The sequence below is a fragment of the uncultured Hyphomicrobium sp. genome, assembly GCF_902826555.1.
Classification (GTDB): domain Bacteria; phylum Pseudomonadota; class Alphaproteobacteria; order Rhizobiales; family Hyphomicrobiaceae; genus Hyphomicrobium_C.
This window is the reverse complement of record NZ_CADEFI010000004.1, coordinates 14,776-28,667: the sequence shown is the minus strand read 5'-3', so window position 1 is coordinate 28,667 and position 13,892 is coordinate 14,776. Positions and strand designations below refer to the sequence as shown.

Here is a 13,892-nt window from a genome sequence, read left to right as displayed (position 1 = left end):
ATCGCGTTTGCTCAGACGCCGCCGAAACCTTTGCCGCCATCGCCGCCGGAGGTGATGGAGCCACCGGGCGAGAGCGCGGCACCGACACCGGATCCGAGCACGGGCAATGAAAAGCCCAAGGAACCGCTGTCCAAGGAGCTGCAGCAAGGTGAAGGCGTGATCGAACCACCGCGCGGCGCGGATCCCGATATCGAGAAAAAGCCGCCCCAGGACTTCGAGTCGAAAACTCCCGTCATCCCTCCTCCCGGCGAGGCCGGCGGAAATCCGGACGTTCAACCCAAATAGCCAAGAAAAAACGCGGGGCCAAATGGCCCCGCGCTCGTGTCTGTCGATTTGTGCTCACGTGACTTACGCGCGCCATCAACCCCAGCGTGAGCGGGCCTCTTCGGCCGGCTGGGCGAGGTGGACGCGCTGGTCGATCCGGTCGACCCAGGCCATCGGTATGTAGTGATGCTCACCGCCTGCGGCCGGGTCGCTCTTCGTCAGCTTGATGATGTTGGGGCCTTCGCAGTGGTCGACGGTGCCAACGTGCTGGCCGTCGGAGCCGACGACCTCCATGTGCTCTCTGATCTCGTTTGCGTCGATCATTGGCTTTCCTCCTTCCTTCTGCCGTGGACGCGGCGGCCCTCTGTGACCGCTCATCCGCCTTGCTTTTTGTTCCCCTTGTGGGTTGCTCCTGATCCCGGTTTGCGCGTCCGGTGGGATCGGCGGCCCGGAAGGACCAATCGGGTCCCGTTCCGGTCGGCGAGCCCTCGCACTCGCATGGTCCGTGCCGAAGCAACGCGCGCGGATCCCGGGGGTTCCGCGCGCGTTGAGAGTGCTCTAGGCCCGTTTCAGGCTGGCCTGCGCGGGCTCTGCGGCCGGGACCGCCGGTGCGCCGCGGCGCAGGTAGCGTTCGCCGATGTTCAAGAGGATCGGCGCGGCGATGAAGATCGACGAACTGGTGGCGAGCACGAGACCGAACAGCAGCGTGAGGGCAAACTCGCGCAAGGCCGGTCCGCCGAACAGTGCCAGCGGTGCGATGGCCAGGAACAACGCCACCGACGTGCCGATGGTTCTCGACAAGGTCTCGTTGATGCTGCGGTCGATGACCTCCCGCAGCGGCGCTTTCTTGGAGCGTACGAGGTTTTCGCGCACGCGGTCGTAGACCACGACCTTGTCGTTGATCGAAAAGCCCATGATGGTGAGGATGGCCGCGATCGACGTCAGGTTGAACTCGAAGCCGGTCAAGGCCAGGAAGCCCACGGTCTTGGTGAGGTCGAGGAACATGGTCACCACCGCGCCGACGGCGAACGGCCATTCGAAGCGGAAGGTGATGTAGGCGAACATGGCGACGGCGGCGAGGCCCAGGGCCCACATGCCGTCGCTCAGGAGTTCGGCACCCACCGAGGGACCGACCACCTCGACGCGGCGGATCTCCGCGCCGGGCGCTGCTTTCTGTACGGTCTCGCGTGCCTTGGTGAGGGCGGCCTGCTGCTCGGCCGGCGTGCCTTGCGGATGCTCGAAGCGCAGGAGCACGTCGTTCTCGGCGCCGAAGCGCTGGACCTGGACAGGGCCGAGGCCGGCGTCCCTCAGTGCGCTTTGCAGCGCCGGGGCATCGGCAGGCGCCGGCGTCTTGGCTTCAATCACCACGCCGCCCGCGAAATCGATGCCCATCTTGAGGCCGGGATGAAAGGCCAGAGCGACGGACGCGAGGCTGATCATCGCCGACACGATCAATCCCGAATAGCGTGCGCGCATGAACGGAATTGCCGTGTGGTCGGGGAAGAAGCGGAGGCGCGTGCCGATGGTCAGGGTCTTGGGCTTGTTCCGCTTCAGCCACCATGACGTCAGCAGCCGCACCAGCACGATGGCCGTGAACATCGACACCATGATGCCGAGGCTGATCGTGACGGCAAAGCCGCGGATCGCACCGACGCCGACGATGAACAGGATCAGCATCTTGATGAGTGTCGTGAGGTTGGCGTCCATGATGGTCGTGTAGGCGCGCCGGAAGCCGGTCTCGATGGAGGCGATGACGCCGTTGCGCTTGCCGAGCTCCTCGCGCGTGCGCTCGTTGATCAGGATGTTGGCATCAACAGCCATGCCGAGCGCGAGCAGGATGCCCGCCATGCCGGGCAGCGTGAGCGTGGCGCCCATCATCGACAGGCCGGAGATGGTGAGGGCCAGATTGACGAGGAGCGCTGCGGCGGCAAAGAGGCCGAAACGGCCGTAGGTTGCGATCATGAAGCCGACGACGAAGGTGAAGCCGGCGACGATGGAGTAGAGACCGGCCCGGATGGCGTCGGCGCCGAGGCTCGGGCCGACCGTACGTTCCTCGACGATGGTGAGCGGGGCAGGAAGAGCGCCGGCGCGCAGCAGGACCGAGAGGTCATTGGCTTCCTCAACCGTGAAGTTGCCGCTGATCTGGCCCTGACCGCCGATGATGGGCTCGCGGATCACGGGCGCACTGATGATCTTGTTGTCGAGCACGATGGCGAACGGCCGGCCGACGTTCTTGGTGCTGACGTCGGCGAAGTGACGGGTGCCGATGGAGTCGAGCGCGAAATCGACCACCCAGCCGCCGGCGCGACGGTCCATGGCGGCAGCGGCGCGCGTGAGGTTCATGCCGTCGACCTCGACGTGGCGGTAGACGGGAAGCTTCGCCGGGCCGTCGGAGGCGTCTGTCATCGGCAGCATCTCGACGTCGGGTCCAGCGCCGGTGCCTTGTGGGGCAACGAGGCGGAAGGTCATTTTGGCGGTTGAGCCGAGCAGGCGCTTGATGCGGTCGGGATCGGACACGCCCGGCAGCTCGACGATGACGCGATTGAGGCCCTGACGGGCGACGACCGGCTCGTTGACGCCGGTTTCGTCGATGCGGCGGCGCACGATGGAGATCGACTGCTGGACAGCCTTGCTCGTGAGGTCGGTCACGGCTTCGGGATTGAGCTTCAAAGTAAGCGTGTTGCCGTTGGTCGCGGTCGAGAACACGACGGCGCGGCTGGGACCGTCGACGCGCTCCATCAGAAGGTCATGCAATGCTTTCCGCGCAGCGTCCAATTGCGTGGGATCGGCGACCGTCAGCGTGATGCTGTCCTTGTCGGCGACGACGGACGTGAATGGCACCTTGGCCTTGCGTAGTGTCTCGGCGACGGAGGCGCGGGCGCTGGCGACGCGCTCCTTGATGACCGAGTTCATGTCGACTTCGAGCAGGAGATATGAGCCTCCCTGCAGGTCGAGGCCGAGATTGACGCGCGGTTGCGGAACCCACGACGGCAAGGTGCCGGGTTTCAGCAGGTTCGGTATGGACAGCAGGATGCCGAGCGAGCAAATGCCCAGGATGAATAAAGTTTTGAAGCGCGAGAAATGCAGCATGGTGGATATCCCCAAGTGACCGAGCCCGCCCGAAGCTCTGCTTCAGACGGATCGGCACAAAAACTGTGATGCGGTGTGAGAAGCGCGTGGCGCTGGGGATCAGGCGACGGGCGGCGCGCGGGTGCGGCCGTCACGCGTGCGTGCGGCGCTGACTGGCAGATCGAAGGCTGCCGGAAGGCTGAGGTCGAGAGCGGAGGTCCAGAGGAGAGGTTCGCCATCGCGGGCGGCGAGGGCCGTGCCGGAGTCGTCGAGGCCGCCGAGGTTCAGCGAGATGTCGTAGGCTTCGGGGCGGACGGTGGCGGGTTTTGCGGTGGTGGAGCGCGCATCGCCGCCATGCTCGGCGACGATGGGGGCTGTTACAAAGCTCGCGGACGGTCCTGCTGCAGCCGCACTGGTCAGCGCGCCCAGGAGGGCGGCCAACATAGCAGTCCAGGAATTACGGCCTCTCGGCCGGGCGTGCGGCCGATGTGTCACGGCGGCGAGTCCTACGTCAGGATGACCCCAACATAGGGCGCGCCGCCGAAATAGCTAGATATAGATCGTTAATGCTTTGGAATCTCGATGGCGATGGCCGTGGCCTCACCGCCGCCGATGCACGCCGATGCAACCCCTTTGCTGGCCCCACGATTTTTGAGCGCGTGGAGAAGTGTGACGATCAGGCGCGCGCCGGTGGCGCCAATGGGATGACCCAGGGCGCAGGCGCCGCCGTTCACGTTCAGCCGGTCCCGGGCGATGCCGAGCTCGGTCTGGGCGGCCATGGCGACGACGGCGAACGCTTCGTTGATCTCGTAGAGGTCGACGTCGCTCGCCTCCCAACCCGCCTTGGCCAGCACCTTGCGCATGGCCGGGATCGGCGCCGTGGTGAACCATGCCGGCTCGTGGCTGTGGGTGGCATGGGCGCGGATGTGCGCCAGCACGGGGAGGCCATTGCGCTCGGCAATCGAGCGGCGCGTGAGGACGATGGCCGCGGCGCCGTCGGCGTTGGCCGACGACGAGGCAGCGGTCACGGTGCCGTTGGACCGGAACGCGGGTTTCAGCTTGGCCACCTTCTCCGGCGAGACCTTGAGCGGGTTCTCGTCGTCGGCGACGATCTTCTCGCCATCCTTGGTGGCGATCGTCACCGGCGCGATCTCGTTCCTGAAGCGTCCGTCCTTGATGGCGGACTGGGCACGCGTCAGCGTCTCGATGGCGAATGCATCCTGATCGGCGCGCGTGAACTGGTAGCGCTCGGCTGTGGCCTCGCCGAAGTCTCCCATGCTGCGACCCTTCTCGTAGGCGTCCTCGAGGCCGTCGAGCAGCATGTGATCGATGATGCGGTCATGGCCGACGCGATATCCGCTGCGGGCTTTCGCCAGCAGGTAGGGTGCGTTGGACATGGATTCCATGCCGCCCGCGACGATGATGTCCGCCGATCCCGCCAGCAGCAGGTCGTGGGCGAGCATGGTGGCCTTCATGCCCGAGCCGCAGACCTTGTTGATCGTCGAGGCGCCGACGGCATCGGGAAGGGCCGAGGCGCGGGCGGCTTGCCGCGCGGGGTTCTGGCCCTGACCGGCTTGCAGGACGTTGCCGAATAGGACTTCGTCGATCTTGTCGGGGGCGAGATTTACACCCGCGAGTGCCGCTTTGATGGCGTGGGCTCCGAGTGCGGACGCGGTCAATGGCGACAGCTCGCCCTGGAAACGGCCGAGCGGTGTTCTTACGGCTGAAGCAATAACAACGGGATCGGCAGCGGTCATGACGTTCCTCCTGGTCGGCGCGAAAGCGCCTTTTCATGATGGTCATAATATTATATGATGCTCATCATGCAATGGATCACGTGCGTGCGTGATGTCGTGTCGCGGGGTGCGAATTGTTCTTTTCCAACGGGCATCGAAAGGCAGCCTCATGATCGCGCGTTCGATCGCGGCGTCGCTCAGGAAGCGCGATATTCATTACGCCTGGGTGGTGGTGGCGGTGACGTTTCTGGTCATGCTCGTGACGGCGGGTGCCGTCGGCGCGCCGGGCGTCTTCATCAAGCCGCTCGAGGAAGACTTCGGTTGGCGGGTCGACGAGATCTCGTCGGCGCTCGGGATCCGCTTCGTGCTGTTCGGGCTGATGGGGCCGTTCGCGGCCGCGTTCATGAACCGCTTCGGCGTGCGGCAGGTTGTGCTCGCTGCCTTGTCTCTGATCATCGGCGGCCTTGTCCTCTCCCTATTCATGGGCGAGCTGTGGCAGCTCATTCTCCTGTGGGGCGTCGTGGTCGGTATCGGCACCGGGCTGATGGCGATGGTGCTCGGCGCGACGGTTGCCATGCGCTGGTTCGCTGCGCGGCGCGGGCTGGCGATGGGGCTCTTGGCGGCCAGCACCGCGTCAGGTCAGCTTCTGTTTTTGCCCGGGCTGGCAAAGTTCACCGAGGTGTACGGGTGGCGCCCGGCCTTGGGTCTCGTGTGCGGTGCGTTAGTTTTGGCGGCGCTGGCTGTTCTGGCGCTCATGCGCGAGCGGCCCGCTGACGTTGGTTTGGCGCGTTACGGTGAGACCGATGTGGCGCGGGAGGTCCCTTCGACCGGCAGCCTCGGTTCCGCGCTGCTGGCGCCGCTCCTCGTGCTCAAGGAGGCGGCCGGCTCGGGTGTGTTCTGGGTTCTGTTCGGCACCTTCTTCATCTGCGGCACGAGCACGAGCGGCCTCATTCAAACGCACTTCATCCCATTGTGCGGCGACTATGGGCTCGCGGCCACGACGGCAGCGGGGATGCTCGCACTGATGGGCGTGTTCGACTTTGTCGGCACCCTCGGATCGGGATGGCTCTCCGATCGCTTCGACAACCGGTGGCTTTTGTTCTGGTATTATGGCTTGCGCGGGCTGTCGCTCATTTATCTGCCGTTCAGCGACTTCTCCATTGTCGGTCTTACGGTGTTTGCCATGTTCTACGGGCTCGACTGGATTGCCACCGTGCCGCCGACCGTCAAGCTCACGGCCGAGCGCTTTGGCGACGGAAAGGCCAACGTGGTGTTCGGCTGGATCTTTGCCGGGCATCAGATCGGCGCTGCCTTCGCCGCCTATGGCGCCGGGCTGACGCGCGTCGTGTACGAATCCTATCTGCCGGCGTTCTTCACTGCGGGGGTGCTCTGCCTGCTGGCGGCGCTGGCGTTCGCGATGCTGAGGACGATCGAGGGACCGAAGCGGCCCCTGGCTGTGTCCGAAGCGGTTGCGTGACACGACACTCGAACTGAGGAGGATCATCCATGCCTCGTGTTTCGCGCAAGGAAGCGGACCAGCATCGCAAAAATGTCATCGCCGCGGCCTCGCGGCTCATTCCCGAGCGCGGCATCGACGGGGTGAGCGTGCCGGCGCTGATGGCGGAAGCCGGGCTCACGCATGGCGCCTTTTATGGGCAGTTCGCCTCCAAGGAGGCGCTGGTGGTGGCGGCGTGCGAGGCTGCGTTCGCAGAAAAGTGTGCCCTTTATGACGACTTCGTCGCGCGCTACGCCGATGACGGAGAGGCGGCGCGTGCCGTGTTCATCAAGCGCTATACGCGCCCGAGCCATCGCGAGGCGCGGGGTGAGGGGTGCCCGATGGCGGCGCTTTGCGGTGACGTGGCAGGCCCCGAACGGGCAGGGTCGATCCGTGCGGCTTTCGCGGGCGGAATGAACAGGCTTCTCGAGCGCTTCGAGCGCGTGCTGGGCGGCAAGCGCAAAAAGGCGCCGCGGGACGAAGTGCTCGCCACCGTCAGCATGCTGGTCGGCTCGCTTGTTTTGGCGCGCGCGACGGAGGGTCAGCCGATCTCCGACGAATTTCTGAGCTCGGCGCGAAAGGTCTTGCTTGAGGGCTAGCGCGAGATGAGGTTCTCTTAGCCGGCAGACTTGCGGATTTGCTCTGCAGCTCGCATCGGGGGTGTCATGATTTTCGGTCTCGACGGCTTTACGCTCTTTCATATCCTTATCAGTCTGCTGGCAATAGCCTCCGGCTTCATCGTTGTCGGCGGGTTTCTGTCAAATGCGCGGCTCGACGCCGTGACGCATGTGTTTTTGGCGACGACGGTTGCGACCAATGTCACGGGCTTCGGATTTCCGTTCGTTCAGCTCCTGCCGTCGCATATCGTTGCCATCATCTCGCTCGTCGTGCTGGCGATTGCGATCTATGCGCGCTACTTCACCGGCCTCGCGGGCATCTGGCGGACCATCTATGTGGTCGCCGCGACGTTGGCGCTCTATCTCAACGTGTTCGTGTTGATCGTGCAGACGTTCATCAAGAACCCGGCGCTGGTCGCTCTCGCGCCCACGCAATCGGAGCCGCCGTTCGCGGCGACGCAGGGCGTCGCGCTGGTGCTGTTCGTCATTCTCGGATGGCTCGCCGTGCGCCGGTTCGACGCCCGCTGACCGGGCGTCGATCGCTTCGCCTACGACTTTGCGCGGACGGCGTCGAGTTCTTCGGCGAGGAGCCGTGTCTCGTGGACGCGCGGCTTCGAGAGTGGCGCCAGGAAGCGATAAGCGACCGGCGTCAGGAACAGCGTGAACAGAGTGGCGAAGCCGAGACCGCCGATGATCACCCAGCCGAGTGCGAGGCGCGCCTCGGCGCCGGCGCCATGGGCGAAGATCAGCGGCAGCGCGCCAAGCACGGCCGCCATCATCGTCATCATCACGGGGCGCAGACGCGTGGTTGCCGCCTCGCGAATGGCGGCGTCGATGTCGGCGCCTGCATCGCGCCGGAGGTTTGCGAACTCGACGATCAGGATGCCGTTCTTGGCCATGATGCCGACGAGGAGGACGAGGCCGATCTGGCTGTAGATGTTCATGGTGCCGCCCGTCAGCAGGATGGCGAGCGCTGCGGCGGCAAGGCCGAACGGAACCGTGAAGATGATGACGAGCGCGCTGACGGTGCTCTCGAATTGGGCCGCGAGCACAAGAAAGACGACAAGCAGCGCGATGCCGAAGACGAAGGCGGTGTTCTGATTGGTCTCCGACAGGGTTCTCGCCTCGCCGAGCAGGATGATCGACATCTGCGGCTCGAGCACCTCGGCGGCGACGGCGCGCATGGTGGCCACGGCGTCTCCTAGCACCATGCCCTCATCGAGATTCGCCGTCATCGTCACCGAACGCTGGCGGTCCTCGCGGCCGAGACTCGGAGAGATGGCGTTCTCCGTCATGGTGACCAACGAGGAGAGCGTGATGAACTGTCCGCTCGCGGTCTTGACGAACAGGTTGCCGAGGTCCGACGGATCGTTGATCGGCCGGCCGCCGGCCTTCACCTGCACCTCCACGATCTCGTCTCCGATGAAGAGGTCGGCGGCTTTTTGATAGTCGACCATGGTGTTGATCAAGCTGGTGATCGCCTCGATCGGGACGCCGAGCTTGGTCGCCGCCTCGCGGTTGATGCGGACCGAGAGCTGCGGCTGCGTCGTGTCGTAGTCGGTGCGTGCGTTGCGGAAGCCGGGTGTCGTCGCGAGACGGCTTGCCAGCTTTTGGGCGACCTCGGCCAGCTTGTCGTAGTTGGGGCCGGCGATGGCGAAGCGGAGGCCTTGCCCGCCTCCGCGGATGCCGAGGCTATTGGCCGTGCGTAACGAGATCTGCAAGCCCGGAATTCCGGACAGCTTCCGCTGGAGCTCGGCCTGGATCTGCTGCTGCGTGCGCTCGCGCTGGCTCCAGTCGGCGAGTGAGGCGACTACGGTGGCGCTGTTGGTGCCGCCGGCGCCGACAGTTGCCAGGACGCTGGTAATCTCACCTTCCTTCTTTACGGCTGCAAGCGCGTGTTCCACCTTCTCGGTGAGGCCCGACATGTAATCGAGGTTGACGCCCTGCTGCGCGCGGAGCGCGATTTGAATCACGCCGCGGTCCTCGGACGGGGTGATCTCCCGTGCCAGCGTCTTGTAGGCAATCCAGCCTAGTGCCGCGAACCCCAGGCAGACGGCAAGCACGACGTATCGGGCGCGGAGTGCGATATCGAGCAGGCGCGCGTAGACCGAGGCGAGGGCGTTCGACAGTTGCGTGAATGTGCTCGGCTTCTCGCCTTCAACCGCGCGTTTTTCGCTTGCCCCGAGCCTGGCGGCGAGCATCGGGCAGACGGTGAGGGCAACGCCGGCCGATATGGCAACGGCAAAGGCGAGCACGAATCCGAATTCGGAGAACAGATTGCCGACGATGCCCGGCATGAAGGAGATCGGCACGAACACGGCGATGAGCGTCGCTGTGGTGGCGAGAACCGCGAAGACAATTTCGCGCGTGCCGATGACGGCGGCGGCGCGCGGTCCCGTTCCCATGGCGCGATGGCGGGCGATGTTCTCGACGACGATGATGGCATCGTCGACCACGAGTCCGGTCGCGATGACGAGCGCGAGGAGGGTCAGGACGTTCAGGGAAAAGCCTGCAAACCAGATGGCGGCCAAGGTGCCAATGAGGGAGACGGGAATCGAGAATGCGGGGGCGACCGTCTCGCGTGCGGACCCCAGGAACGCGTAGATGATCAGGATGACGATGATGGTCGAGAGGACCAGCGTCAGCACGACCTCGCGGATCGACTCGCGTATGAAGACGGCGTCGTCGGACGTCACAGCGATGGTGACGCCCTTGGGCAGCGACTGCTGGAGTTCTGAAATAGCGGCGCGGACGCCCTCGGAGATGGCGATGGTGTTGGCCTTGGCCTGGCGCACGATCTCGAGGCCGATGGCCGTCTGTCCGTCGAGACGCGTGATTGCGGTCGCTTCCTGGAATGCCCAGCGGACGAACGCCACGTCGCCGATCTTGGTCTGCGGGTTGAGCTCCAGGGCAGCGACGTCCTGCGGCGTAGCGACGGGGGCTTCCGCGCGTACGATCAACTGTTGCGTCGCGTTCTCCAGGGCGCCGGTGGGGGTCGTCACGGACGCCTTGCCGATGGTATCGATCAGATCCTGCAGGGCCAGGCCGCGGGCTGCCAGAGCGACCTGCGAAACGCGTACTTCAATGGTGCGTGCCCTCAGGCCATAGGAATTTGCGGCAGCGACACCCTCGACGGCGGCGAGGCGGTCCTCGATGACGTCGTTGACGAGGTCCGTGAGCTGGCTTTCCGAGAGGGTGTTCGAGGCCACCGACATGCGGATGATGGGGGTGGCGTCCGCGTCCGCCTTCACCACGCGCGGTTCCTCGTCCATGTCGTTCGGCAGCTGACCCTGCACGCCGGCCACGGCGTCACGGATGTCCATGGCCGCGACCTGCATGTCGGTGTCGGTCGAGAACTCGACCGCGACACGGCTCGAACCGTAGGACGAGTTGGACGAGATGCTGGTCACGCCCTGCACGCGGGAGACCGCGCTTTCGATGATGGCCGTGATCTGGGCGTCCATGCTTTCGGGCGATGCGCCGGGGTAGCTCGAGCGAACCGTGACGACGGGGCGGTCCACGTCGGGCAATTCGCGGATCTCGATCGACTGCACGGCAGCGACGCCGGCAATGATCACCAAAAGGTTCAGAACCATCGACAGGATGGGCCGGCGGATGAAGACGCTGACCCAACCGCCGTCGTCGTCGCTCCGCAGGGTGGGTGTGGTGGAATTCTCATTTGCAGTGGTCATGCGGCGGGTTCCGTTCCCTCGGTGTGGACGTGGCGCGGAAGATGTCCGCTCAGGAGCCCAGCTGCTTGACTTTCTGGCCGGCGGTGAGAAGTCCACCACCCTCATTGACGATCTTCTCGCCCGGCTGGAGCGCGGATTCGATGAAGACGCGGTCGCCGTCGCGCGCGAGGATGGCCGCATCGACGCGTTCGACCGTGCCGTCGTCCTTCAAGCGCCAGACATATGCTCCCGCTCGGTCCCATTGGATGGCGAGACCGGGAACGACAGGGGATTTCTGGCCCGAAAGCTGGACGCTGACCGAGAATGTCGAACCTGGAATGAGCTTGAGGTCTGGGTTCGGAATCTCGCCGCGGACGGAAAGCGTGCGGGTCACGGGGTCGATACGCGTGCCCACGGCGGCCACTTTGCCGTTGAAGATTTCTCCTGGCCGGGCCGCGAGGCTGGCGCGCATCGGCATATCCGTCTTGATCTGCGGCGCGACCGCCTCGGGGACCGAAAACTCGATAATGATCGTCGTGCGGTCGTCGAGCGGAGCGATCGGATTGCCGACGGCGAGATAGTCACCGACCTGGAGGTTGGTGAGGCCGATGATGCCGGAGAACGGGGCCTTGATCATCATGCGGTCGAGGTCTTCGCGCGCGCGCCTGAGCACGGCGTCTGCCACCTTGAGTGCGGTGTCGGCCTCGGCTTTCGCAACGCGCGAGACCGCCGCTTCGTTGAGCTGTCTGTAACGTTCGACCGCGTCGAAGGCCTGCGCGCGCTGGGCTTCCGCAGTCTCGACCGCGATAGCCTCGGGCTCGGATGCGAGTTTGGCGAGAACCTGGCCCTTCTCCACCTTGTCGCCGCCCTTGAAGAGAACTTCGGAGATCACTCCGGCGACGCGCGTGGTGAGCGTCACTTGCTCCCGGGCCCGGCCGGAACCGACTGCTGCCACCCGCTCGCTTACGGGCTCCGCCTTGACGTCATAAATGGACACGATGGTTTCGGCGGCTTCGCGGCGCACACGTTGAGCCTCCGCAGCCGGCGTCAGCAGGACGAGAGTGGCCGCTGCCGAGAAAAGGCCTGCGGGGCGCGCGAACCGGCGGAGCCGATTGCTTTGACGAGGTTTCGAGCTCATTGATCCCCCATGATTTTTATGCTCAGTCGATGGGGCGGATCATCGCCCACTGGATTGAACGCCCACGGGGCGGAAATCCGTCGTCTTGGGTTTTCGGCGCGGGGTCGTGCACGGGTCTTTGAATGACAACTCCGCTCGTGGCTACGTCGATGCATCTCTGTCGTAATCGTAGGCCACGTCCTGTGGGTGAAGGTTGTTTCCTATGTCTGTCGGCGATCGATCTTTGCTGTGCTGATTGTGTTCACGACCGGCATTTAGTAGGGTCCGCTCCGGTTCGAGGCAAGAGAGCATTCGATCGTTCGTTGACGGAAATTTTAGAGCTGGATCCGAGGGCTGGTTCTAATATCGCTATTTTGACTATCACACATTCATGATGCTGGTGAGATAAGAGCTACGCAGGTTTCATCTTGTTCGTCGACTTGGCTGCGTTGTTGGGAATGATCCTTTGAGCGCCCTCGAATCCGGTCTTACAGCTCACGTTTCGAAGCGTGTTGTCCTGACGGGCTCGGTTGCCGTCGTGACCTTGCTGTGCATGGTCGTCCCTCGCGTCGGTCCGCTCGTCGTCGCTGCGCTTGCGATTGCCGTCGGCGGGGCGTTCCTGGTCCGGGAGTTCCTCAGGAACGATTGGCGCAAGGTCTTGCGAACGGTGCTCCTGCGGCCGGAAATGGCATTCCCGATATGGACGCTCGTCGCCTGCCTCTGGGCGGTGGCTCCGTCGGCGGCCCTTGCCAAGGCCATATTCCTGCTTGTGCTGGTGGCGCACGTTATCGTTTTGGCACGGCATACCCAAGATCTCGATGAAAACCTGGTAGCCGACGTCTCGCGCGGGTTGCTTCTCGGCTTTGTTCTGGGTGCGCTTTATCTCTTTGTGGAGATTACGCTCCGAGATTCCATTGGTCGTTGGGTTCTTACGCACTTTCCGTTTCTGGATCGCGGGCTGGCAAAGCACGGCAAAATGAGTGGCGGCGTGGTTACATCGGTTTCCGGTGCGCACATGACGCGTGTTTCCGCGGTGTTCTGCCTGTTGTGGTGCCCGGCTGTTCTTGCTGCGGTTCTTTACACGAAGGGGGCCGTTAAATGGCTAGTGATCGCCGTGACAGCGGCGGTGACGCTGACAGTCCTCGCGCATCAGCACTCGCATTCGCAAACGGCCGAGCTGGCGCTGTTCGTCGGTATTGTTTTGCTTGCCGTCGCGACGTTGGCACCGACCGTGGGTCGGTGGATCGCAGGCGCCGCATTCACCGGTGTCCTGTTTTTTATCGTGCCGTTGTCGCTCGCCATGTTCGCTGCCAAGCTGCACGAGAATCCCGACCTGTTCAAATCCGCTCGGGCCAGGGTCGTGATCTGGAACTATACGGCTGAGCGCGTTCTCGAGAACCCTGTCCTCGGTATCGGAACCAACTCGACACGCTACCTTGACGAGGGCCGGTCACAAGAGGCGAAGGCGCAGCAGAAGAATCTCGTCGTGGCGGCGCAAACGCGCGCGCATCCGCACAACGTCTATCTCCAGGTCTGGTACGAGTTGGGGATCATCGGCGTGTTGGCTTTTGCCGTCCTCGGCCTATCGCTGCTGCGCCGCATCGAGCAGCTTCCCAAGAGGACCTTAGCGTTCGCGATCGGTCATTTCGGCGTTTGCTCCGTCGTCATTGCCTCGACCTATGGACTTTGGCAAAACTGGTTTCAATCCTCCATCGTATTGTCCATTCTGCTGCTGATCCTCGTTGCCAATCCGGGATCCAAAGGGCCGCGGGACGCCTCTACGGCGTAGCTTGGCCATACTTCGAGCTGGTCATTGCGCGTCACGGGGGTGACCTATGCGCATTATTCTGGTTCTTGCTCTTTATTGCCTTGCTGTCGTTCAATCCGGCCAGATCTCCGCTGAAGAGGCATCTGATCCGGCGA

Annotated in this window: 11 protein-coding genes; 5 read left to right on the top strand and 6 right to left on the bottom strand. The window is 64.2% G+C overall.

From position 1 onward, the window contains the following. A partial coding sequence (locus QZV93_RS03285) for a hypothetical protein (protein WP_295555938.1) occupies positions 1 to 285 on the top strand: 285 nt, incomplete at its 5' end. Positions 286 to 360: 75 nt separating this feature from the next. On the opposite strand, the gene QZV93_RS03280 is transcribed toward QZV93_RS03285, so the two are convergent. From QZV93_RS03280 to QZV93_RS03265, 4 genes are all read right to left on the bottom strand, one after another. Continuing rightward, positions 361 to 588 (bottom strand): DUF2171 domain-containing protein, encoded by a 228-nt coding sequence (locus tag QZV93_RS03280; RefSeq protein ID WP_295555936.1) that lies wholly within the window; start codon positions 586 to 588, stop codon positions 361 to 363. Positions 589 to 822: 234 nt separating this feature from the next. Beyond that, a complete protein-coding gene (gene secD, locus QZV93_RS03275) occupies positions 823 to 3,354 on the bottom strand; it encodes a protein translocase subunit SecD (protein WP_295555935.1) in 2,532 nt (843 codons plus the stop codon). Between the two features lie 99 nt (positions 3,355 to 3,453). Then, a complete protein-coding gene (locus QZV93_RS03270; protein ID WP_295555933.1) occupies positions 3,454 to 3,777 on the bottom strand; it encodes a hypothetical protein in 324 nt (107 codons plus the stop codon). Between the two features lie 119 nt (positions 3,778 to 3,896). Beyond that, positions 3,897 to 5,090 carry an acetyl-CoA C-acyltransferase gene (locus QZV93_RS03265; RefSeq protein ID WP_295555932.1) on the bottom strand — a complete coding sequence of 398 codons (1,194 nt, stop codon included), beginning with the start codon at positions 5,088 to 5,090 and terminating at the stop codon, positions 3,897 to 3,899. Between the two features lie 148 nt (positions 5,091 to 5,238). On the opposite strand from QZV93_RS03265, the gene QZV93_RS03260 reads away from it, so the two are divergent. The 3 genes from QZV93_RS03260 to QZV93_RS03250 all read left to right on the top strand — a co-directional run bounded on the left by QZV93_RS03260 (position 5,239) and on the right by QZV93_RS03250 (position 7,709). Beyond that, positions 5,239 to 6,546, top strand: coding sequence for an MFS transporter (locus QZV93_RS03260; protein WP_295555930.1), 1,308 nt, complete (start codon positions 5,239 to 5,241; stop codon positions 6,544 to 6,546). A gap of 29 nt (positions 6,547 to 6,575) precedes the next feature. Beyond that, a complete protein-coding gene (locus tag QZV93_RS03255) occupies positions 6,576 to 7,163 on the top strand; it encodes a TetR/AcrR family transcriptional regulator (protein WP_295555928.1) in 588 nt (195 codons plus the stop codon). Positions 7,164 to 7,229: 66 nt separating this feature from the next. Then, complete coding sequence (locus QZV93_RS03250) at positions 7,230 to 7,709, top strand: hypothetical protein (protein ID WP_295555926.1); 480 nt, start codon at positions 7,230 to 7,232, stop codon at positions 7,707 to 7,709. A gap of 20 nt (positions 7,710 to 7,729) precedes the next feature. Here the strand turns inward: QZV93_RS03250 and QZV93_RS03245 are convergent, their stop codons facing one another. Then, a complete protein-coding gene (locus QZV93_RS03245) occupies positions 7,730 to 10,873 on the bottom strand; it encodes an efflux RND transporter permease subunit (RefSeq protein WP_295555925.1) in 3,144 nt (1,047 codons plus the stop codon). 49 nt (positions 10,874 to 10,922) lie between these two features. Next, a complete protein-coding gene (locus QZV93_RS03240; RefSeq protein WP_295555923.1) occupies positions 10,923 to 11,990 on the bottom strand; it encodes an efflux RND transporter periplasmic adaptor subunit in 1,068 nt (355 codons plus the stop codon). Positions 11,991 to 12,636: 646 nt separating this feature from the next. Here QZV93_RS03240 and QZV93_RS03235 point away from each other — a divergent pair. Next, positions 12,637 to 13,758 carry an O-antigen ligase family protein gene (locus QZV93_RS03235; RefSeq protein ID WP_295555921.1) on the top strand — a complete coding sequence of 374 codons (1,122 nt, stop codon included), beginning with the start codon at positions 12,637 to 12,639 and terminating at the stop codon, positions 13,756 to 13,758. Positions 13,759 to 13,892: the final 134 nt, after the last annotated feature.

Coding starts and splice junctions, on each gene's coding strand:
- QZV93_RS03270 (WP_295555933.1), bottom strand. CDS start 3,777: ATGTTGGCCGCCCTCCTGGGCGCGCTGACCAGTGCGGCTGCAGCAGGA.
- QZV93_RS03240 (WP_295555923.1), bottom strand. CDS start 11,990: ATGAGCTCGAAACCTCGTCAAAGCAATCGGCTCCGCCGGTTCGCGCGC.
- secD (WP_295555935.1), bottom strand. CDS start 3,354: ATGCTGCATTTCTCGCGCTTCAAAACTTTATTCATCCTGGGCATTTGC.
- QZV93_RS03260 (WP_295555930.1), top strand. CDS start 5,239: ATGATCGCGCGTTCGATCGCGGCGTCGCTCAGGAAGCGCGATATTCAT.
- QZV93_RS03250 (WP_295555926.1), top strand. CDS start 7,230: ATGATTTTCGGTCTCGACGGCTTTACGCTCTTTCATATCCTTATCAGT.
- QZV93_RS03245 (WP_295555925.1), bottom strand. CDS start 10,873: ATGACCACTGCAAATGAGAATTCCACCACACCCACCCTGCGGAGCGAC.
- QZV93_RS03265 (WP_295555932.1), bottom strand. CDS start 5,090: ATGACCGCTGCCGATCCCGTTGTTATTGCTTCAGCCGTAAGAACACCG.
- QZV93_RS03280 (WP_295555936.1), bottom strand. CDS start 588: ATGATCGACGCAAACGAGATCAGAGAGCACATGGAGGTCGTCGGCTCC.
- QZV93_RS03255 (WP_295555928.1), top strand. CDS start 6,576: ATGCCTCGTGTTTCGCGCAAGGAAGCGGACCAGCATCGCAAAAATGTC.